At 65.8% G+C, this 18,714-nt stretch carries 16 protein-coding genes; 4 read left to right on the top strand and 12 right to left on the bottom strand.

Going from position 1 to position 18,714, the window contains the following annotated elements; all coding sequences use genetic code 11:
* Positions 1–22: 22 nt before the first annotated feature.
* From B7Y64_RS12800 to yjgA, 3 genes are all read right to left on the bottom strand, one after another.
* Positions 23–1,123: an NAD(P)-dependent alcohol dehydrogenase gene (locus tag B7Y64_RS12800; protein ID WP_291324512.1), complete on the bottom strand. Its 1,101-nt coding sequence runs from the start codon at positions 1,121–1,123 to the stop codon at positions 23–25.
* Between the two features lie 105 nt (positions 1,124–1,228).
* Complete coding sequence (gene mog / locus B7Y64_RS12795) at positions 1,229–1,822, bottom strand: molybdopterin adenylyltransferase (protein ID WP_291324511.1); 594 nt, start codon at positions 1,820–1,822, stop codon at positions 1,229–1,231.
* Positions 1,815–2,483 (bottom strand): ribosome biogenesis factor YjgA, encoded by a 669-nt coding sequence (gene yjgA / locus B7Y64_RS12790; RefSeq protein ID WP_291324510.1) that lies wholly within the window; start codon positions 2,481–2,483, stop codon positions 1,815–1,817. The genes mog and yjgA overlap by 8 nt, the downstream gene beginning before the upstream one ends.
* Before the next feature lie 64 nt (positions 2,484–2,547).
* On the opposite strand from yjgA, the gene pmbA reads away from it, so the two are divergent.
* Together pmbA and wrbA are read left to right on the top strand one after the other, a co-directional pair.
* Complete coding sequence (gene pmbA, locus B7Y64_RS12785; protein WP_291324509.1) at positions 2,548–3,990, top strand: metalloprotease PmbA; 1,443 nt, start codon at positions 2,548–2,550, stop codon at positions 3,988–3,990.
* Between the two features lie 215 nt (positions 3,991–4,205).
* Positions 4,206–4,805, top strand: coding sequence for an NAD(P)H:quinone oxidoreductase (wrbA, locus tag B7Y64_RS12780; protein ID WP_008907029.1), 600 nt, complete (start codon positions 4,206–4,208; stop codon positions 4,803–4,805).
* Positions 4,806–4,831: 26 nt separating this feature from the next.
* Here the strand turns inward: wrbA and B7Y64_RS12775 are convergent, their stop codons facing one another.
* Positions 4,832–5,932 carry a tartrate dehydrogenase gene (locus B7Y64_RS12775; RefSeq protein WP_291324508.1) on the bottom strand — a complete coding sequence of 367 codons (1,101 nt, stop codon included), beginning with the start codon at positions 5,930–5,932 and terminating at the stop codon, positions 4,832–4,834.
* A gap of 124 nt (positions 5,933–6,056) precedes the next feature.
* Between B7Y64_RS12775 and B7Y64_RS12770 the strand changes: the two genes are divergently transcribed.
* Positions 6,057–7,004, top strand: a complete 948-nt coding sequence (locus B7Y64_RS12770) for a LysR substrate-binding domain-containing protein (RefSeq protein ID WP_291324507.1) — start codon at positions 6,057–6,059, stop codon at positions 7,002–7,004.
* A 122-nt stretch (positions 7,005–7,126) separates the two neighbouring features.
* On the opposite strand, the gene B7Y64_RS12765 is transcribed toward B7Y64_RS12770, so the two are convergent.
* The 4 genes from B7Y64_RS12765 to B7Y64_RS12750 all read right to left on the bottom strand — a co-directional run bounded on the left by B7Y64_RS12765 (position 7,127) and on the right by B7Y64_RS12750 (position 10,616).
* Entirely contained in the window at positions 7,127–7,573 is a 447-nt protein-coding gene (locus B7Y64_RS12765) for a GatB/YqeY domain-containing protein (protein WP_291329065.1), read from the bottom strand.
* Between the two features lie 205 nt (positions 7,574–7,778).
* Positions 7,779–7,991, bottom strand: a complete 213-nt coding sequence (gene rpsU / locus B7Y64_RS12760; protein WP_005799779.1) for a 30S ribosomal protein S21 — start codon at positions 7,989–7,991, stop codon at positions 7,779–7,781.
* A gap of 151 nt (positions 7,992–8,142) precedes the next feature.
* The gene (locus B7Y64_RS12755; protein WP_291325910.1) at positions 8,143–9,420 is read right to left on the bottom strand and encodes an NAD(P)/FAD-dependent oxidoreductase; all 1,278 of its coding nucleotides are present in this window, start codon (positions 9,418–9,420) and stop codon (positions 8,143–8,145) included.
* Positions 9,421–9,440: 20 nt separating this feature from the next.
* Positions 9,441–10,616, bottom strand: a complete 1,176-nt coding sequence (locus tag B7Y64_RS12750) for an ABC transporter substrate-binding protein (protein ID WP_291325908.1) — start codon at positions 10,614–10,616, stop codon at positions 9,441–9,443.
* Between the two features lie 333 nt (positions 10,617–10,949).
* On the opposite strand from B7Y64_RS12750, the gene B7Y64_RS12745 reads away from it, so the two are divergent.
* The gene (locus B7Y64_RS12745; RefSeq protein WP_024815869.1) at positions 10,950–11,450 is read left to right on the top strand and encodes an acyl-CoA thioesterase; all 501 of its coding nucleotides are present in this window, start codon (positions 10,950–10,952) and stop codon (positions 11,448–11,450) included.
* Between the two features lie 60 nt (positions 11,451–11,510).
* Here the strand turns inward: B7Y64_RS12745 and cobA are convergent, their stop codons facing one another.
* From cobA to B7Y64_RS12725, 4 genes are all read right to left on the bottom strand, one after another.
* Positions 11,511–12,335 (bottom strand): uroporphyrinogen-III C-methyltransferase, encoded by an 825-nt coding sequence (gene cobA, locus B7Y64_RS12740; RefSeq protein ID WP_291325906.1) that lies wholly within the window; start codon positions 12,333–12,335, stop codon positions 11,511–11,513.
* Positions 12,332–13,252 (bottom strand): DNA-binding protein YbiB, encoded by a 921-nt coding sequence (gene ybiB, locus B7Y64_RS12735; RefSeq protein ID WP_291325904.1) that lies wholly within the window; start codon positions 13,250–13,252, stop codon positions 12,332–12,334. Before ybiB ends, cobA begins: the two co-directional genes overlap by 4 nt.
* Before the next feature lie 181 nt (positions 13,253–13,433).
* Positions 13,434–16,382 (bottom strand): nitrate reductase, encoded by a 2,949-nt coding sequence (locus B7Y64_RS12730; RefSeq protein ID WP_291329063.1) that lies wholly within the window; start codon positions 16,380–16,382, stop codon positions 13,434–13,436.
* 542 nt (positions 16,383–16,924) lie between these two features.
* Positions 16,925–18,661, bottom strand: a complete 1,737-nt coding sequence (locus B7Y64_RS12725; protein WP_291325900.1) for a bifunctional protein-serine/threonine kinase/phosphatase — start codon at positions 18,659–18,661, stop codon at positions 16,925–16,927.
* Positions 18,662–18,714 lie beyond the last annotated feature (53 nt).

The following is an 18,714-nucleotide window of genomic DNA, read 5'->3' as shown; positions in this document are numbered from 1 at the left end:
AAAAATTCAAGGCGCAGACCGTTCAGAACGGCTTGATCGCCACCTTCAGCACACCGTCGCGCTGGTGGGCGAACAGGTCGTAGGCCGCAACGATGTCATCGAGCTTGTAGTGGTGGGTCACCAGCACGCCCAGATCAACGCGGCCCGATGCCACCACGTTCATCAGGCGGCGCATGCGCTCCTTGCCGCCGGGGCACAGCGCGGTGCGGATGGTGTGGTCGCCCAGGCCCGCCGCAAACTGCGCCAGCGGGATGGTGAGGTCTTCGGAATACACGCCCAGGCTCGACAGCGTGCCCCCGGGCTTGAGCACCTTCATGGCTTGCGCAAACGTGGCCTGCGTGCCCAGCGCCTCGATGGAGCTGTCCGCGCCCTTGCCACCGGTGAGCTTCATCACCTCGTCAACCACGTCCACGTTGCGGAAGTTCAGCGTCACGTCGGCGCCCATCTTCTTGGCAATGCCCAAACGGTGGTCGTTGCCGTCTACGGCGATGATGGTTGTGGCGCCCAGCAGGCGTGCACCTGCGGTGGCGCACAGGCCAATCGGCCCCTGCGCAAACACCACCACCGTGTCGCCAATGCGGATGTTGGCGTTTTCGGCGCCCTTGAAACCGGTGGACATGATGTCGGGGCACATCAGCACCTGCTCGTCGGTCAGGCCATCGGGGATAGGGGCCAGATTCGCCTGTGCATCGGGCACCAGCACATATTCGGCCTGGGTGCCGTCGATCAGGTTGCCAAAGCGCCAGCCGGCGGTGGCCTTGTAGCCATGGCAGCCGCACAGGCCTTGCGCAATCAGGTAGCTGCCGTCTTGTGAAGGTGCGCCATCTTGCGCGGCATACGAGTTGAAGTTGGGGCAGATGGCTCCCGCAATCACGCGTTGGCCCTCGGTGTAGCCCTGCACGGCACTGCCCAGTTTTTCGATCACGCCCACGGGCTCATGCCCCACCGTCAGGCCCTTGGCCACGGGGTATTCGCCCTTGAGAATGTGCACGTCCGTGCCGCAGATAGTGGTGGTGGTGATGCGCACCAGCGCATCGTTGGGGCCCACATCGGGGATGGGCTTGTCGGCCAGCTCGATGCGGCCTTTGTCGACAAAAACGGCGGCTTTCATCATGGCGGTCATGGTGGTGCTCCTTGGGTGTGAAAGCACCACCTTACGCCGAATGCGTGTCCGTAGCGTGCCGACGCTGGAGTGGACTGCTCGGGTATGAAAAAAGCGCCGGCTGTCTTATCGGGCGCGCACTGCCGATTTGGGCCGGAAGGCCTTGCACACCTCGTCGCGTGTTTCGAGGTAAGGCCCGCCAATCAGGTCAATGCAATAGGGCACGGCAGCAAAGATGCCCGGCACCAGTTGTGCGCCGGCCGCATCCTTGAGGCCTTCCAGCGTTTCGGCAATCGCCTTGGGCTGGCCGGGCAGGTTGATGATGAGGCTTTGCTCGCGCACCACGGCCACCTGGCGCGAGAGGATGGCGGTGGGCACAAAGCGCAGGCTGATCTGGCGCATTTGCTCGCCAAACCCCGGCATCTCCTTGTGCGCCACGGCCAGCGTGGCCTCGGGCGTCACGTCGCGCAGGGCCGGGCCGGTGCCGCCGGTGGTCAGCACCAGGCTGCAGCCCTCGTTGACCAGGGCGATCAGCGTGGCTCTGATGCGGTCCTGTTCGTCGGGAATCAGGCGGGGCTCGAAGGTAATGGGGTTGAGCAGGGCGCGGGTAAGCCAGTCCTGCAGGGCGGGCAGGCCCTTGTCTTCATACACACCGGTGCTGGCGCGGTCGCTGATCGAGACGATGCCTATCTTGACCGGGTCGTGGAGCGCTTCACTCATCGTGGTCCTCGTCTTCGGGGGTGTTGTCTTCACCGGCCGCGCCGCCCAGATGCTCACGCACCAGCTGGAACAGCTCGCGGTAGGCGCGGCCCTTGCGCGGTGCCAGGCCCTCGGAGACCTGAACGTTGGCGGTCTTGCCGGCCGGGGTTGCATCCTTGCGTGCCTGGCGGATCAGCGCGCGCAGTTGCTGGGTATCGGTGTCGGGGTGCTCGGCCATCCAGGGGGCCAGGGCAGCGTCGTCGGCAATCAGCCGGTCACGCCAGTGCTCGGCCAGGTGCAGCGAGAGTTTTTCGCTGGCCGATCCCTTGTGCTGCTCCTCCAGTGCCTGCCGTGCGGCCTGCACCAGCTCGGGTTCAAGCTTGCGCATGAGCTTGCCCACATACTGCATCTGGCGGCGCTTGCCTTCAAAGTTGGTGATGCGCTTGGCTTCGGCCAGGGCGTCCACCAGCTTTTCGGGCAGGCCCACGGCTTCGAACAGGTCGGTGCGAAGCGTTAGCAGCTCTTTGCCCAGGTCTTGCAGTTCATCGCTTTCGCGTTTGAGATCGGTACGGCTGGCATCGGGCGTGCCTTTGAGTTCGGCCTTGAGCTGAATGTCCAGTTCGCTGCCTTCGGCAACGAACTGGCCTCGCACAAAGTAGCCTTTTTTGGGTTTGCGTGACATGGGTGGGGGCAAAGAGAGAGGTGGCGCAGCGCGCACCACAGCGGCAAGTATCATAGCCGCCGCTATGAATAAACCCACCAAACGCGCCGCGCGCGCCCCCAGCGCCCCGGCCGCCGCGCAAGCCCCTGCCACTTCCCCCGCCCCGGAACGCGGTTTCAGCTACAGCCGCCCGTTCTTTGAGGACCTGGTGGACCGTGCCCTGGCCCACGCCAAAAAGCTGGGCGCCACCGACGCGGGCGCCGAGGCGTCCGAGGGCTGCGGCCTGTCGGTCAGCGTGCGCAAGGGCGAGCTGGAGAACGTGGAGCGCAACCGTGACAAGTCGCTGGGCGTCACGGTTTATATCGGTCATCGCCGCGGCAATGCCAGCACCTCCGACTTTTCGGACAAGGCCATCGAGCAGACCGTGCAGGCCGCCTACGACATCGCCCGCTTCACCGCCGAAGACCCCATGGCTGGTCTGCCCGATGCCGACGATATTGCGCCCCCCGACACCCACCGCGACCTCGATTTGTTCCACCCCTGGGCCATCGACAGCGAGCAGGCCGCACGCCTGGCCATGGAGTGCGAGGCCGCCGCGCTCAAGACCAGCCGCCGCATCACCAACAGCGAGGGCGCTGGCGTGTCGGCCCAGCAAAGCCATTTTTTCAGCGCCCACACGCGCGGCTTTCGCGGCGGCTATGCCAGCTCGCGCCACAGTTTTTCGGTGTCGCCCATTGCCTCGTTGCCCGGCCGCAATGCCGAGATGCAGCGCGATGCGTGGTACAGCTCCGAGCGCGACGCGGCCGAACTGGCCTCGCCCGAGGCCGTGGGCCGCTATGCCGCCCAGCGCGCATTGAGCCGCCTGGGCAGCCGCAAGATTGTCACCACCCAGTGCCCGGTGCTGTTTGAATCCACCCTGGCTGCAGGCCTGCTGGGTGGTTTTGTGCAGGCCGTCAGTGGGGGCTCGCTTTACCGCAAGAGCAGCTTTTTGCTCGATTCGCTGGGCAAGATGGTGTTTCCCAAGCACATCGATATTCTGGAAGACCCGTTTGTGCTGCGCGGCAAGGGCAGCTCGCCTTTTGACGAAGAAGGCGTGCGCGTGGCGCCACGCAAGGTGGTGCAGGGCGGGCGGGTGCAGGGCTATTTCCTCAGCAGCTACTCGGCCCGCAAGCTCGGCATGAAGACCACGGGCAACGCCGGTGGTTCGCACAACATCACACTCACCTCGCGCCTCACCCAAAGCAGCGACAACCTCGATGCCATGCTGCAAAAGCTGGGCACGGGCCTGTTCGTGGTGGAGCTGATGGGCCAGGGCGTGAACTACGTGACGGGCGACTACTCGCGCGGCGCCAGCGGCTTCTGGGTGGAGAACGGCAAGATCGCCTTCCCCGTGCACGAGATCACCATCGCAGGCAACCTGAAAGACATGCTCAAGGGCATCGAGGCCGTGGGGGCAGACGCCTACAACTACGGGGCCAAGACGGTGGGCTCGATTCTCGTCAACCGCATGAAGGTGGCTGGTAGCTGACAGCTGCGACGCTGCAGCCAGGTCCCGAACAACAAAGCAGCCTTGGGCTGCTTTTTATTGGTGGGTGCCAGGCGCTTGGCGCGGTCGTGACAATCGGCTGTCGTCTGATGCCGCTGCGCTTGCGCATGCCATTGCTGTCATGAACGAAACGCAATATCGTGGGGTGCCGCGCAACCAGCGGGCGCGTCAACCCCTCAAGGATTCAAGGAGCCACCATGTCCAAAGTTCTCGTTCTTTACTATTCCACGTACGGCCACATCGAAACCATGGCCCAGGCCGTGGCCGAAGGTGCGCGCTCTGCGGGTGCGACAGTCGACGTCAAGCGGGTACCGGAGACGGTGCCCGAAGACATTGCCAAGGGCGCGCATTTCAAGCTGGACCAGTCAGCTGCCGTAGCTACCGTTGCAGAGCTTGAGGGCTACGACGCCATCATCGTCGGCGCCCCCACCCGTTTTGGCCGCATGCCTTCGCAGATGGCCGCGTTTCTGGACCAGGCGGGCGGGCTGTGGGCGCGCGGTGCCCTCAATGGCAAGGTGGGGGGCGCGTTCACCTCCACGGCCACGCAGCACGGTGGGCAGGAGGTGACGCTGTTCTCCATCATCACCAACCTGCTGCATTTCGGCATGACGATCGTCGGCCTGCCGTACAGCTACCAGGGCCAGATGACGCTCGACGAAGTGGTGGGCGGCAGCCCGTACGGCGCGACCACCATTGCGGGCGGCCAGGGGCAGCGCCAGCCCAGCGCCCTGGATCTGGACGGTGCCCGGTTCCAGGGCAAATTGATCGCCGAGACCGCCAACAAGCTGTTCCCCTGACGGTTACGGGCGGGCCCCCGGGGGGACTACCGCCGCGCTATCAGGCCCGCAACGGCCTCACCCACCTGTGTGGTGTTGGCCGTGCCGCCCAGGTCGGGGGTGCGCGGCCCGCTCTTGATCACCTCTTCGATGGCTGTGACGATGGCGTCGTGTGCCTGCCGGCCCGCGCCCTGTCCCCCGGTGAAAAAGTCCAGCATCAGCGCGCCTGACCAGATCATGGCAATCGGGTTGGCGATGTTCTTGCCATAGATGTCCGGTGCCGAGCCGTGAACAGGCTCGAACAGGCTGGGGAACTTGCGCTCGGGGTTCAGGTTGGCCGAAGGTGCCAGACCAATGGTGCCGGTGGTGGCCGGGCCCAGGTCAGAGAGGATGTCGCCAAACAGGTTGGTGGCGGCCACCACGTCAAAGCGGCCGGGTTGCAGCACAAAGCGGGCGGTGAGGATGTCGATGTGCTGCTTGTCGAGTGTGACCTCGGGGTAGCCCTTGGCAACATCATCGGCGCGCTGGTCCCACCAGGGCATGCTGATGGCGATACCGTTACTCTTGGTGGCCAGCGTGACGTGCTTTTTGGGACGGCTCTGGGCCAGGTCAAAGGCGAACTTCAGCAGGCGGTGGGCGCCGTGGCGCGAGTAGACCGATTCCTGGATCACGATCTCGCGGTCGGTGCCCTCGTACATGATGCCGCCGAGCGACGTGTATTCGCCCTCGGTGTTCTCGCGCACGACGTAGTAGTCGATGTCGCCGGGCTTGCGGCCGGCCAGCGGGCAGGGCACGCCTTCAAACAGGCGCACCGGGCGCAGGTTGATGTACTGGTCGAACTCGCGGCGGAATTTGAGCAGCGAGCCCCACAGCGAGATGTGGTCGGGCACGGTGGCGGGCCAGCCTACCGCGCCGAAGAAGATCGCGTCCATGCCCGCCAGCTGGGCCTTCCAGTCGTCGGGCATCATCTTGCCGTGGGCCGCGTAAAAGTCGCAGCAGGCCCACTCGAACGTGTGCAGCTCCAGCCCCAGCCCGAACCGTTCTGCGGCCGCCAGGGTGGCGCGCAGGCCTTCGGGCATCACTTCCTTGCCAATGCCGTCTCCGGCGATGACGGCAATGCGATAGGTTTTGGTGGCGGGCAGATTCATGGTGTGAAGCAGGTGGGTGAGGAATGGGAGGGCGCCGCCGATGCAAGGGGCGCGGTTGCACCGCATTATCCGAGCGCCAACGACAACTACAATCTGCCAACCGTAGCCTCATCCTTCACACATCGTGCATAAAAACCCTGCCGCCGACGACTTGCGCGTGTTCGCTGCGGTGGTGCGCAAGTCCAGCTTTGGCGCCGCCGCCATCGAGCTCGGCACCTCACCGGCTTACGTGAGCAAGCGCATCCGCCTGCTGGAGCAGGATCTGCAGGTCAAGCTGCTGCACCGCACCACCCGCCGGGTGGCGGTGACCGAGGAGGGTGAGCGCGTTTTCCACTGGGCGCAGCGCATCCTGGACGATATGGAGCAGCTGCTGCAAGAGGTCGCCATCACCCGCAGCGCACCGCGCGGGCTGCTGCGCGTGAGCAGCAGCTTCGGCTTCGGCCGCCAGATCGTGGCGCCTGCGCTGTCGCGGCTGGTGGAGCAGCACCCCGGCCTGCAGGTGCGGCTGGAGGTGTTCGACCGGCTGGTGGACGTGGCGGGCGAGGGTTTTGACCTGGATGTGCGCGTGGGCGACGAGATTGCGCCACACCTCATCGCGCGCCGTCTGGCCGACAACCACCGCGTGCTCTGCGCAGCGCCCGCCTATCTGCAGCGCAAGGGCGCTCCGCGCACGGTGGCGGACTTGGCTGCGCATGACTGCCTGGTGATCAAGGAGCGCGACCACCCGTTTGGCGTGTGGCGCCTGCGCAGCGGCGCGCAGGAAGAATCGGTGAAGGTGCGTGGCCCGCTGTCGGCCAACAACGGCGAGATGGCCGTGCAGTGGGCGGTGGACGGCCGCGGGATTGTGCTGCGCTCGCTGTGGGATGTGGGCGCGCAGCTGCAGGCCGGGCGCCTCGTGCAGGTGCTGCCGCAGTGGCAGCAGGAGGCCAATGTGTGGGCCGTGTACCCCACGCGGCTGGAGCGCTCGGCCAAGGTGCGGGTGTGCGTGGAGTTCCTCCAGGAGTACTTTCGCGCCGGGGGGATGGCGCAGCCGGCGGGCAATGAGGGTGCCGGTGACAACGGCGCAGTTTGAAGCAAAAATAGCTGCTAGCGCTTATCTGGTAAGCGCAAGCAGCTATTAAAATGATACTAACCGCACGGCAGGCCGTAGTGCGGCCCGCGGGGTGGCGTTAACGGGGTTTGGTCGTTGGCGGATCAGCCTGCCAGCGCCGCCTTCACCGCGGCCGACACCTGGCCCATGTCGGCCTTGCCCGCCAGGCGGGTCTTGACCACGCCCATCACCTTGCCCATGTCGCCAGGGCCGGCGGCACCCAGCTCGGCCACGATGGCCTTCACCGCGGCCAGCGTTTCTTCGGCAGACATGCGCTTGGGCAGGTAGGCCTGCAGCACGGCCATTTCGGACTTTTCCTTGTCAGCCAGGTCCTGGCGGCCCGCGCCTTCAAAGGCGGTGATGCTGTCCTTGCGCTGCTTGATGAGCTTGTCCACGATGGCGACCACGGCCACATCGTCCAGCACGACGCGCTCGTCCACTTCCTTTTGCTTCATCGCGGCCTGCAGCAGGCGGATGGTGCCCAGGCGCTCGCTGTCCTTGGCGCGCATGGCGGTTTTCATGTCTTCGGTGATCTGGTCCTTGAGGCTCATGGCGGCTTCCTTTTTAGTAAGACAGAGTCGGAGGGTTTGCACAAAGCCCCTCTGGCTAGGCGCAGCGCCGCAGACAGTAGTTTTGCTACGGCAAGGCGCTGCAACGACGCCAGAGGGGCTTTGTGCAGACCCGCAAAAACAAAAACCCGCGCTTGGCGTCCCTAGCGCGGGTTCTGGGACCCAAGCAGGCTTGGGATCCGGAAGATCAGTACATCTTCTTGGGCAGTTGCATGCTGCGAACGCGCTTGTAGTGGCGCTTCACGGCGGCTGCCTTCTTGCGCTTGCGCTCGGCGGTGGGCTTTTCGTAGAACTCACGGGCGCGCAGGTCGGTCAGCAGGCCGAGCTTTTCAATGGTGCGCTTGAAGCGACGCAGTGCAACGTCAAAGGGTTCGTTTTCTTTTACGCGGATCGTAGTCATTAGCTAATGTTTTCCAAAATGTTGCTCGCAGAGGGGCTTGGGGAGATCGGGCCTCAGGACCATACGTAGCGGTTTCCCCGTCTGTAACTAGTATTTGGCCGACGGGGCATTGCCAGCAAAGCCGGAGATTATAGCCCGGATGCGGCAAATTTCAAGCAGGCAGCGCTTGGGCGCAAGCATGTGCACTGGCCCAGGCCCACTGAAAGTTGTAGCCGCCCAGCCAGCCTGTCACATCCACCACTTCGCCAATGAAATACAGGCCGGGCTGCGTCTTGCATTCCATGGTTTGCTGCGACAGCACGCGCGTGTCCACACCACCCAGCGTCACCTCGGCCTTCTTGTAGCCCTCGGTGCCGGTGGGCGTCAGCTCCCAGCGCGCCAGCTGCTCGGCCAGTCGCGCCAGGGCCTTGTCCGAGGCCTCGGCGATGGGGCGCTGCCAGTCGGCCTCGCGCTGCGCCCAGGCATCGGCCAGGCGGCTTGGGACCAGCGTGGCGAGTTCGTTGGCAATCAGCTTGCGCGAGCGCGCCTTCGCCAGCGCCAGTGCGGCGGGCAAGTCGAACGTGGGCGCGAGGTTGATGGCCAGCGGTGTGCCCTCTTGCCAGTAGCTGGAAATCTGCAGCACCGCCGGGCCCGACAGGCCGCGGTGGGTGAACAGCAGGTCTTCGTCAAACGCCATGCGCGCCTTTTTGGCACCAGTGCTGATCTGCACGGGCAGGGCTAGCCCCGCCAACTGCGCGTAAGGTGCCCAGCCTGCACCGTCAAACGTCAGCGGCACGAGGCCGGGGCGGCGCTCAATCAGCGGAATGTTGAACTGCTGCGCGAGCCGGTAGCCGAAGTCGGTGGCGCCGATCTTGGGGATGGACAAGCCACCCGTGGCGATGACCAGCGAGCGCGCCCGCACCGGGCCACGATCAGTATCAATTTGATAGCTGCTAGCGCTTGATGGATAAGCACCAGAAGCCAAAAACGCTATATTTTTGACCGCGCAGGGCTGCCAGTGTGTCACCTGGCCTGCTGCGCATTCGGCCAGCAGCATGGCGATGATGTCCTCGGCCGAGCGGTCGGCAAACAGCTGGCCCTTGTGTTTTTCGTGAAAGGCGATGCCGTGTTTTTGCACCAGCGCAATGAAGTCGGCAGGTGTGTAACGCGACAGCGCCGAGCGGCAAAACTGCGGGTTTTGCCCCACGAAGTGCTTGTGCGGCGCGGCGGGGTCCAGGTCGCGGTTGGTGAAGTTGCAGCGCCCGCCGCCCGAGATGCGGATCTTCTCGGCCACCTTGTCGGCGTGGTCGATGAGCAAGACTTTCAACCCGCGCTGGCCCGCCTGGCCCGCACAGAACAGGCCGGCGGCACCGGCGCCGATGATGACAACATCAAAAACAAGGGAAGCGAGGGTCACAGGGGTTTTAGGCAGCGGTAGCGGGGCCGCCATTGTCGCCCGCGATCAGGGGGCTATTGCCTGAAGACCCCGCCCGACCCCACCACGGCAATATCCACATAGTTGGAGCCATGGTGGTTCTGCGGGCTGAACTGGTAGGCATAACCGCCCAGGTCGAGGTTGCCCAGGCTTTCCATGCCCTGCACCAGACTGGCGCGCGTAACCCCCGGCCCCGCAGCGCGCAGGCCTTCGATCAGCACGCGGGCGTCCATGTAGCCGGTGTAGCGGTCGTAATCCACGGGCTTGTCATGGTGCTTCATGGACGCCTGGAAGTCACGCGTGAGCTGGATGGTGGGTTTGCTGGGGGACGGGCCGGTACGCGCCACGGCCAGGCCACGTGCGTCCTCTCCCAGCGCCTTGAGCATGGCGGTGCCCGCGCCCAGTGACAAGGTGTACACCGGCACACCCAGATGGGCCCGGTGCGCCCGCACGTAGGCCACAACAGGCGGCCCTGCCGCTATCAGCAGCACTGCCTGCGGCCTCTGGGCGGCCAGTGCCTTGGCGGCTTCGTTGGCATCTTCTCCGGCGGCGGCCAGCGCATGTGTGCCCGCCAAAGATGCGCCTTCGGCAGCAATGGTTTTTTCGACAAGCGGCAGCAGCAACTTGCCAAAGTCGTTGTTTTCGTAGGCCACCCCGATGCGTGACGATTGCACCGCCACCAGGTTGCGCACGATCTTGACCAGCTCATCAGCGTAGCTGGCCCGTGTGGTGAACAGGTAGGGGTGCTGCTGCGCGCGGATGGCGGGGGAGCCGGTATACACGCCGATCAGTGGCAATTTGGCTTGCGCCAGATAGGGAAGCAGCGTCATCACCTGTGAAGTGCCCGACACGCCCAACAAGGCCAGCACGCCGTCTTTTTCGTTCAGCTGTTTGGCGTTTTCCAGCGTGCGGCGCGGGTCGAACCCGTCGTCCAGCGACACCAATCGGATCTTGCGGCCGCCGATACCCCCTTTGGCATTGGCGTCTGCGATGGCGGCCTCCTGCCCCTCGTGAAGGGGCGCAAGAAACGGAGCCATGCCACCCGTCAGGGCGGTCGAGCGGCCGATGAGGATGTCGCCCTTTCCTGCTGCGGGTTGCGCGCCCGCAGGCAGCGCCGCCAAGGCCGCGCTACCCGCCAGTGCCAGCACCAGGCTGCGGCGGCGCGCCAGTGGGAGGCCGTGGCCAGTGGGCGTCGCATCGTGGTTCATCATCAAGTAGCTCCTTCAGGTGTCGGCCAACGTGGCCGCAACGTGCGGCGATGGTAGGAGCGCCCGGTGCTTGCCGCCCAAGGGTTTACACCGGGCAGGCGTCAAGTGCGAGACAGGCGCCTGCGCCAATGCCCATCCCCAGCAGGCAAGCGAAAACCTGAACCGCTGTATGAACCCGTTGGGCACGCAGCATTCACGGCAATGGCCACCAGCATGGTGTTGCGTATCACCGCCACGGTGTAGCTTTTGCGCAGCTGTGGCGCGTTCAGATACTCGGGGAAGCAGCGGGCGCTGGCTGCGCATCCGCACGGGCAGGGTGCCCTCTAAAATCCTGGCATGAATATCCCCTCACACCAACTCAGCATGACCGTGCTGATGTCTCCTGACATGGCCAATTTTTCGGGCAATGTGCATGGCGGGGCGATTCTCAAGCTGCTCGACCAGGTGGCCTATTCGTGCGCCAGCCGCTACTCGGCCTGCTACGTGGTCACCCTCAGCGTGGACCAGGTGATGTTTTTGCAACCCATTCATGTGGGCGAGCTGGTGACCTTTCTGGCCAGCGTCAACTACACGGGCGCGTCGTCGATGGAGGTGGGCATCAAGGTGGTGGCCGAAGACATCCGCTCGCAGGTGGTGCGGCATGTGAACAGCTGCTTTTTCACGATGGTGGCGGTGGACGAGGCGCGCAAGCCGGTGAAGGTGCCGCCCCTGTCGCCTTCTACGCCCGACGAACGCCGCCGCTGGGACGCTGCACTGCTGCGCAAATCGCTGCGCAAGGAGCTGGCCGCGCGCTTCGAGCAGGCCCGCTTGGCGCCAACCCCCGCACCGGCGGGCTGAAGCGCCCTGAGCCCTGCGCGCTGGCGGGCAGGCGCGCCGATTCCCTTGCGCAGCGGACCTTCAGCCCGTGCGGCGGGTGGCGCTGGCCTGGCCGGGGGCAGGTTGGGAAACGCTGGCCACACCGCGCACCACGTCGCCCACCACAATCACCGAGGGGCTGGTCAGCCCTTCGCGTTCGATGGTGGCGTGCAGCTGGCCCAGCGTGGTGATGGCATGGCGCTGGTGGGGCAGGCTGGCGTGCTGGATGATGGCCACGGGCGTGTGGGCCGGCAGGCCGGTGAGCAGCTCTTGCCCGATATGGGCCGCACCGCTTACGCCCATGTAGATCACCAGCGTGAGACGGGCCTCGCGCGCGGTGGCGGCCAGCTGGCGCCAGTTGGTGCCCGCGTCGCCGGGTTTGGCGTGGCCGGTGACAAACACCACGCCATGCGCATGCTCGCGGTGCGTGAGCGGGGCGCCCAGCGAGGTCAGCCCGGCCAGCCCCGCCGTGATGCCATTGATCACCGTGACCGCCACCCCGGCGGCACGCAGGTGCTCCACTTCTTCACCGCCACGGCCAAAGATGAACGGGTCGCCGCCCTTGAGGCGCACCACGTTCTCGCCCTCGCTCACGGCCATGAGCATCAGCTTTTCGATGAAGGCCTGCGGCGTGCTGGTGCAGCCACCGCGCTTGCCCACGTAAACGATGCGCGCCGTGGGCGATGCGTGCGCCACGATGGCGTCGCTCACCAGGTCATCTACCAGCAGCACGGTGGCGGCCTGGATGGCCTTGAGGGCCTTGATGGTGAGCAGCTCGGGATCGCCCGGGCCCGCGCCTACCAGCGTGCAGGTTCCCAGGTGGGTGGCGGGCGACAGTGCGCTGGTGGGGGGCGTGGTGGGGTTCATGGGGCGTGCGGTGGTGTTTGCGCAGCCAGATGCAAGATGTGTTCCACCTGCTGCGCCAGCGCTGGCGGCACGGGCAGGCGGCCGTCCAGCACGTCTTGCGTGTAGCGCGCCGTGGTGTCGATGTCGATCTCGGTGGGCAGGCCTGGCACGTCGGCTGCGGTGCCGGGTTGCTGCTCTTGCAGCAGCTGGTGCACGCCGGCCACGAAGGCATCGTAGCGGGGCGTGCGGCGCGGGTCGGTCGCCACTTCGCCTTCGAGGCCGCGCGAGAGCAGGGCGGTCATGTGCAGCGCGCCAAAGGTGGCCTGCAGCATGTCGTAATACTCGGGGTGGGTGTAGCTGGTCACCACCACGGCGGGGCCCGCGCAGGGGTTCATGAGTTTCACGATGCTGTGCCCCGCATTGCGCAGTCCCACCACCTCGCGCACCTTCAGCAGGCGTGCCAGGGCGGCATGCAGATACCCGGTCTCGATATGGGCCACGCTGCCGGTTGCTATTTTTTCCGGCGCTGTGAGGGCGGGAACGCCCAGCGCCAGCAGCACATCCGATGCCAGGGTGCGGCGCGCCTCGGTGCGCATGCCATGCAGCAGCACGGGCAGCCCCTCGCGCGCCAGCAGCAGCGCCAGCAGCGGCGTGAGCACGGGCAGCTTGCGCGCACCGTTGTAGCTGGGCAGCACGATCACGGGGCGGTCGCTGGCCGGAAAAAGCGCCATCCGGCTGTGGGCGGCGTCGAGAAAGCCGCACATTTCCTCGGGCGTTTCGCCCTTGATGCGCATGGCCAGGCAGAAGGCGCCGATTTCCAGATCGGTCACGTTGCCGTCGAGCAGCTGGCCAAACAGGTCTGCCGCCTGCTCGCGCGTGAGTGGCTTGGAGCCGCGGGGGCCGCGACCGATTTCTTTGATGTACTGGCTAATGCCCATGTTTTTTGGTGGCGGGACTTGTGCAATAGGGCTCCAGCGTCGTTATTTCGGCTTGCCGTACAGGCGTACTGTCTGCGCCGAAAATGCCTAGCCGGAGCCCTATTGCACAAGTCCTGGTGCGGTGGTTGTGGGGATGTAGGAGGGTGGGCCGCTATTCTGGCGCAATCCAGGCAACTCTTGGTTATGTGGCAGCCTGCGCCATGTGCTTGGACGCCAGTGGCCCGGTGCTGCGCACCATGCGCTTGAGCTCGGGCAGGCACGAGCCGCAGTTCGTGCCGCAGCGCAGCTTGCCTTGCAGTTGCGCCAGGCGGTCAGCGTCGGTACCGTGGCACTGCGCCAGCTCGGTGGTGATGGCAGCGTCGGTCACGTTCAGGCAGGTGCACACCGGCTTGCCGCGCGACTGCACGGCCACCGGGGCCTTGGCGCCGGGCACCAGCAGCAGGCGGCCGTAGCTTTGGGCGGGCAGCTCTTCCTGCAGCAGGGTCTTGAGCCAGCCTTCGGCGCTGGTGTCGCCTGCCAGCACGATGGCTTCGAGCATGGTGGCGCTGCCGTGGCGCACCAGCCGGGCGGCGCGGCGCTGGCCTCGCTTTTGATCGGCGTAGCGCAAGGTGTCGGCGGTGGCCAGGCCTATCAGGGCCTCGATGCGTTCAATGACTGCGTCGGGCGGCGGCTCGTGGGCGGCGGCGCGCAGCAGCACGCCCATGCGCTCGCGGCCGGGTTCGTTCAAGGGCGTGTTGTTGCTAAAGGGCACGCAGCTCGTGAACTGGAACAGGGGAAACTGCGCCATCAGTGCGGCCAACGCCTCGCGCACGTCCTGGGCGCTGTCGGCCGGCAACCAGGCCATGGCCAGCAGGGTCCAGGGCAGCTCGGCCTTGAGCACCTTCACGGCGGCGTGCTTGAGCTCGGGCTGTTTGGAGGTGGGGCAAAACGCCGAAGTGGTGAGCGCATTCACGCCCGCCAGCCGCTCGCCGGTGGACGAGCACCCACTCAAAAAATCGCTGCCCCAGTGCATTGCCATGAAGGCCTGCGACAGTCCCAGCGTGGCATCGGCCTGCACGGGCACCACGATGGAGCCGCGCTTGCTGGTCACATGCACGAGGTCGCCGTTTTTGAGCTGGCGCCGCTCCATGTCGTGCGGGTGCAGTTGCACGCAGGGCTCGGCCACATGGCCGAACAGGCGGCCCAGGGTGCCGGTGCGCGTCATGCCGTGCCACTGGTCGCGCAGGCGGCCCGTGGTCAGGCTGAAGGGGTAGCGCGACTCGCGCTGCTCGGCCGTGGGCTGCCAGGCGTGCGCGGCAAAGCGGGCGCGGCCGTCGGCGGTGGGGAAGATGCCGTCTTCGTACAAACGGGCCTTGCCGATGTCGCGCGTTCGGGTTGGCAACGTGGTTGCGCTGTTGTCGTCATTGCCGCTGCCGGCAGCATCCGCGGGACACGGCCATTGCTGGGGGCCGGCAGATTCGAGCAGCGCCCACGACAGGCCGGTGATGTCCAGGTCGCGCCCGCGTGTGCTTTCGCGGTGTTCGTTCCACACGGCCTGTGCGCCCTGGTCGGCGTGGTCGGTGGTGTAGGGGAACAGCGTGGGCTGGCCGGGACGCAGGCGCGCCTCCAGCTGGTGCGCAAACTGCACCGCAATGGCCCAGTCGTGGCGCGCCTCGCCGGGGGCGGGAACGGCAGTGCGCACGCGCGAGATGCGGCGCTCGCTGTTGGTCACGGTGCCGGTTTTTTCGCCCCAGGTCGTGGCGGGCAGTAGCAGGTCGGCATATGCGCAGGTCTCGGCGGTGGCAAAGGCCTCTTGCACCACCACAAACTCGGCCCGCTGCAGCGCGCGGCGCACCGTGGCCTGGTCGGGCATGCTCTGCGCGGGGTTGGTGCAGGCAATCCACAGGGCCTTGATTTCGCCGTCGGCGGCGGCCTGGAACATCTCGACCGCCGTCTTGCCGGGCTGGCTGGGCACATCGGCCACCCCCCACAGCGCGGCCACTTCGGCGCGGTGCTGCGGGTTGGCCAGATCGCGGTGGGCGCTGAGCAGATTGGCCATGCCACCCACTTCGCGCCCGCCCATGGCGTTGGGCTGGCCGGTCAGGCTGAAGGGGCCCGCGCCGGGCTTGCCGATCTGCGCCGTGGCCAGATGCAGGTTGATGAGCGCCGCGTTCTTGGCCGTGCCGCTGCTGCTCTGGTTGAGGCCCTGGCAGTACAGGCTCAGGGTGGGTTTGCGACGCTGCGGGGCGCCGCTGGCTCCTGTGGCGACCTCCTGCCCGTCAAGGCCCGCAAACCATCTTGCGGCGGTGGTCAGGTCGGCCACCGAAATGCCGCACACCTGGGCCACGCGCTCGGGCGTGGCTTCACGCACCAGGGCCTTGAGTTCATCGAAGCCCGTGGTGTGCGCGGCGATGTACTCGGCGTCCGTCCAGCCCTCCCACAGCATGAGGTGCAGCATGCCGTGGAACAGCATCACATCGCTGCCCGGCTGGATGGGCAAAAACAGGTCGGCCATGCCGGCGGTGTCGGTGCGGCGCGGGTCGGCCACGATGACCTTCATGCCCGGGTTGGCGGCGCGTGCGTCTTCGATGCGGCGAAACAAAATGGGGTGCGCCCAGGCCGCGTTGCTGCCCACAATGAAGAGGCACTGTGCGTGGTTCACGTCGTCGTAGCAGGCGGGCGGCGCGTCGGCACCCAGCGTGGCCTTGTAGCCCGCCACGGCGCTGCTCATGCACAGGCGCGAGTTGGAGTCGATGTTGTTGGTGCCGATCAGGCCCTTGGCGAGCTTGTTGAAGACGTAGTAGTCCTCGGTGAGCAACTGGCCGCTGACATAAAAGCCCACGGCGTTGGGGCCGTGGCGCTGGATGATGTCGGCAAATTTTTCGGTGACCAGGCCCAGGGCGGCGTCCCACGACAGTGGCTGGGGCGCATCGCCACGTTGCGCGCGGCGCAGGGGCTGCAGCAAGCGAGTCTGCAGCGTGATGGGGCTGCTGGCGGTGAGGTGCAGGGTGGAGCCCTTGGTGCACAGGCGACCGAAGTTGGCAGGATGGGTGGGATCGCCGCGCACGCCGGTGATCTGGGGGCCGTGGCTTTCGATGATCACGCCGCAGCCAACGCCGCAGTAAGGGCAGGTGGATTTGGTTACTTGCATGGCGTGGAGTTTTGTGTGTTTTTGGGGTCTTTTTTGGGTCAAGTGCTTATGTATCAAGCGCTAGTAGCTATTGTTTTTATAGTGACAATGTGCTGGTGGTGAGGGCAGACGCCAGTACGCTGGTTTCCCACATCGCTTGCATGAAATTTCTCATCACAGCTCCCAAGGCAAATCTCAAAAAAAAGCAGGCGTCTACACACTGCGGCTTCGAGGTTTGGAAACCGCAGGTGCAGACGCCTTCGTCTGTGTGCCCCCAGACTGCGCCATTGCACCCCGGGTTCACAGGCCCCTGCCGGGCCCTCGCACATGCAACGCAATACATGTGCCAGCCCGCGTGGCGCCTGACACCGGCCTTGACACGATCCGGATGGGGCACGGACGCAAGGCTGGCACCAGCCTGGTGCAACGGGGCGCTCCAGAGCGGGAGGTTTGCGTGGGCGGGCGCGAAGCCGTGCCGTGGTGAAGCAGGCGTGTGAAAGTGATGCGGGCCAGCCAATGGGCATGTGCCGGGCATGTGCCGGGCCGTGCCGGGAGCGGTGGTGTCAGCGCAGGTGCTGAATCACCGCCAGCAACGCCACCACGGTGACACCCAGAACGAGCGCAATGGCGCGCCAGAACACCATCGGGTTGCGCTCATACAGCGCAGGGCGTGCGCGGCCCAAGTAGGCAGCGCTGGGCTGCCGCAGGTCGTGCACAAACTCGGACAACGCTTCCTGCCTTTTGAGCGGGTTGGGGTGCACCGCACGCCGCAGCACGGCATCCATCCAGGCCGGAATGGCGCGGTGTTCGTCCAGCGCGCTGGCGTAGTGCAGCTTCATCAGGGCCGCCCGGGTGCGAATCCCGGCCACCTGCGTGCCATAGGGTTGCCGCCCGGTGAGCATCTGGTAGGTGATGACGCCCAGCGAGAACAGGTCCGATTGCGGCGTGCCCGGCTCGCCCAGAAAGTATTCGGGGGCTGCGTATTGCAAGGTGCCCGGAACGCCATCGTCGGCAACGGGCACCGCGTTTTCGGCCAGGCCGGCGACGTGGACCGAGCCAAAGTCAATGATCTTCACGGTGCCCGAGGTGTCGATCATGATGTTTTCGGGCCGCAGGTCCTGGTGCAGCATCTCCATGCGGTGAAAGGCCTGCAGGCCGCGTGCGATCTGGTCCACGATGTCGCGCACCACCGACAGTTCGGGCCTGGGGTGGTCAATCATCCACTGGGCCAGTGTCTGGCCCTGCACGTATTCCATGGCCACATACAGGTACTCGCGCTTGCGCCCCGCAGGGGCGGGCTGCAGCACATGGGGGCTGTGAATGCGCCGCGCAATCCATTCTTCCATCAGAAAACGGTCGAGGCCGGCGGCGTTGTCCTGCAGGTCGATCGAGGGCGTTTTGAGCACCGCTTTTTGCCCGCTGTCGGTGTCGATGGCCAGGTAGACGTGGCTGCGGTGGCTGCCGTGCAGCTCGCGCACGATCTGGTAGCCGTCGAGCATGGCGCGGGGTTCCAGCACGGGCGGCAACTGCAGCGTGGCCCGCTGGCGTTGCAGTTCGCTGGCGTCCTGTTGGGGCAGCGCATCAATGCGCACGATCTGAATGGTCAGGTTGTCGTCGCTGCCGCAGCGCAGGGCTTCGTCCACGATGGCGCGGGCGGCCTGGTCCAGATCGGTGGCGTGGGCTTCAATGGCCTGCGTGATGAAGCTGGCGCTGACATGTTCATGCACGCCATCGGTGGTCAGCACAAAGGTGTCTGCGGGCTCTACCGGCAGGGCCCGGTAATCCACCTCCAGCTGCGGCTGAACGCCGAGCGCGCGGCCCAGGTAGATTTGCTCGGCCGACAGGCGCACCCGGTGGTCTTCGGTCAACTGCTCCAGCGCCTTGCCCTGCACCCGGTAGATGCGGGTGTCACCCACATGAAACAGGTGTGCGGTGGCGGATTTGACAATCAGCGCGCTGAGGGTGCAGACATAGCCCCGGTCTTTGTCAAAGCGGTAGGGGCTGCGCTGGGTTTGGGCGTGCAGCCACGAGTTGGTGGCCGCCAGCACGCACTGTGCCGAGCGCTTGACGCTCCAGGCCTCGGAGGTGCAGTAATAGTCCTGCAGCAGCCCGTGCACCGCGGCGGCGCTGGCGATCTGGCTGACATCGCTGCTGCTGATGCCATCGGCCAGTGCCACCACCACCCCCTTGGCGGCCAGTGCCAGCCCCTGTGGCACGCAGGCGCCGTGAAAGTCCTGGTTGACCTCCTTGCAGCCCTTGTCAGAGTGCTGGCCAATGCTTACTTTCAGGGTGTCGCTCATTGGCGCGCCATTCGTTCAGGATGTCGGATTCAGGGTTGCAGATTGGACGTGCC

The organism is Acidovorax sp. 35-64-16, assembly GCF_002281195.1.
Lineage (GTDB): Bacteria > Pseudomonadota > Gammaproteobacteria > Burkholderiales > Burkholderiaceae_C > Acidovorax > Acidovorax defluvii.
The sequence above is the reverse complement of the archived record's forward strand: the minus strand, read 5'-3'. Positions and strand labels throughout refer to the sequence as shown.

Coding starts and splice junctions, on each gene's coding strand:
- B7Y64_RS12730 (WP_291329063.1), bottom strand. CDS start 16,382: ATGCAAGTAACCAAATCCACCTGCCCTTACTGCGGCGTTGGCTGCGGC.
- B7Y64_RS12800 (WP_291324512.1), bottom strand. CDS start 1,123: ATGACCGCCATGATGAAAGCCGCCGTTTTTGTCGACAAAGGCCGCATC.
- B7Y64_RS12765 (WP_291329065.1), bottom strand. CDS start 7,573: ATGAGCCTCAAGGACCAGATCACCGAAGACATGAAAACCGCCATGCGC.
- rpsU (WP_005799779.1), bottom strand. CDS start 7,991: ATGACTACGATCCGCGTAAAAGAAAACGAACCCTTTGACGTTGCACTG.
- pmbA (WP_291324509.1), top strand. CDS start 2,548: ATGAATAAACCCACCAAACGCGCCGCGCGCGCCCCCAGCGCCCCGGCC.
- cobA (WP_291325906.1), bottom strand. CDS start 12,335: ATGAACCCCACCACGCCCCCCACCAGCGCACTGTCGCCCGCCACCCAC.
- mog (WP_291324511.1), bottom strand. CDS start 1,822: ATGAGTGAAGCGCTCCACGACCCGGTCAAGATAGGCATCGTCTCGATC.
- ybiB (WP_291325904.1), bottom strand. CDS start 13,252: ATGGGCATTAGCCAGTACATCAAAGAAATCGGTCGCGGCCCCCGCGGC.
- B7Y64_RS12725 (WP_291325900.1), bottom strand. CDS start 18,661: ATGAGCGACACCCTGAAAGTAAGCATTGGCCAGCACTCTGACAAGGGC.
- B7Y64_RS12750 (WP_291325908.1), bottom strand. CDS start 10,616: ATGATGAACCACGATGCGACGCCCACTGGCCACGGCCTCCCACTGGCG.
- wrbA (WP_008907029.1), top strand. CDS start 4,206: ATGTCCAAAGTTCTCGTTCTTTACTATTCCACGTACGGCCACATCGAA.
- B7Y64_RS12745 (WP_024815869.1), top strand. CDS start 10,950: ATGAATATCCCCTCACACCAACTCAGCATGACCGTGCTGATGTCTCCT.
- B7Y64_RS12775 (WP_291324508.1), bottom strand. CDS start 5,932: ATGAATCTGCCCGCCACCAAAACCTATCGCATTGCCGTCATCGCCGGA.
- yjgA (WP_291324510.1), bottom strand. CDS start 2,483: ATGTCACGCAAACCCAAAAAAGGCTACTTTGTGCGAGGCCAGTTCGTT.
- B7Y64_RS12755 (WP_291325910.1), bottom strand. CDS start 9,420: ATGGCGGCCCCGCTACCGCTGCCTAAAACCCCTGTGACCCTCGCTTCC.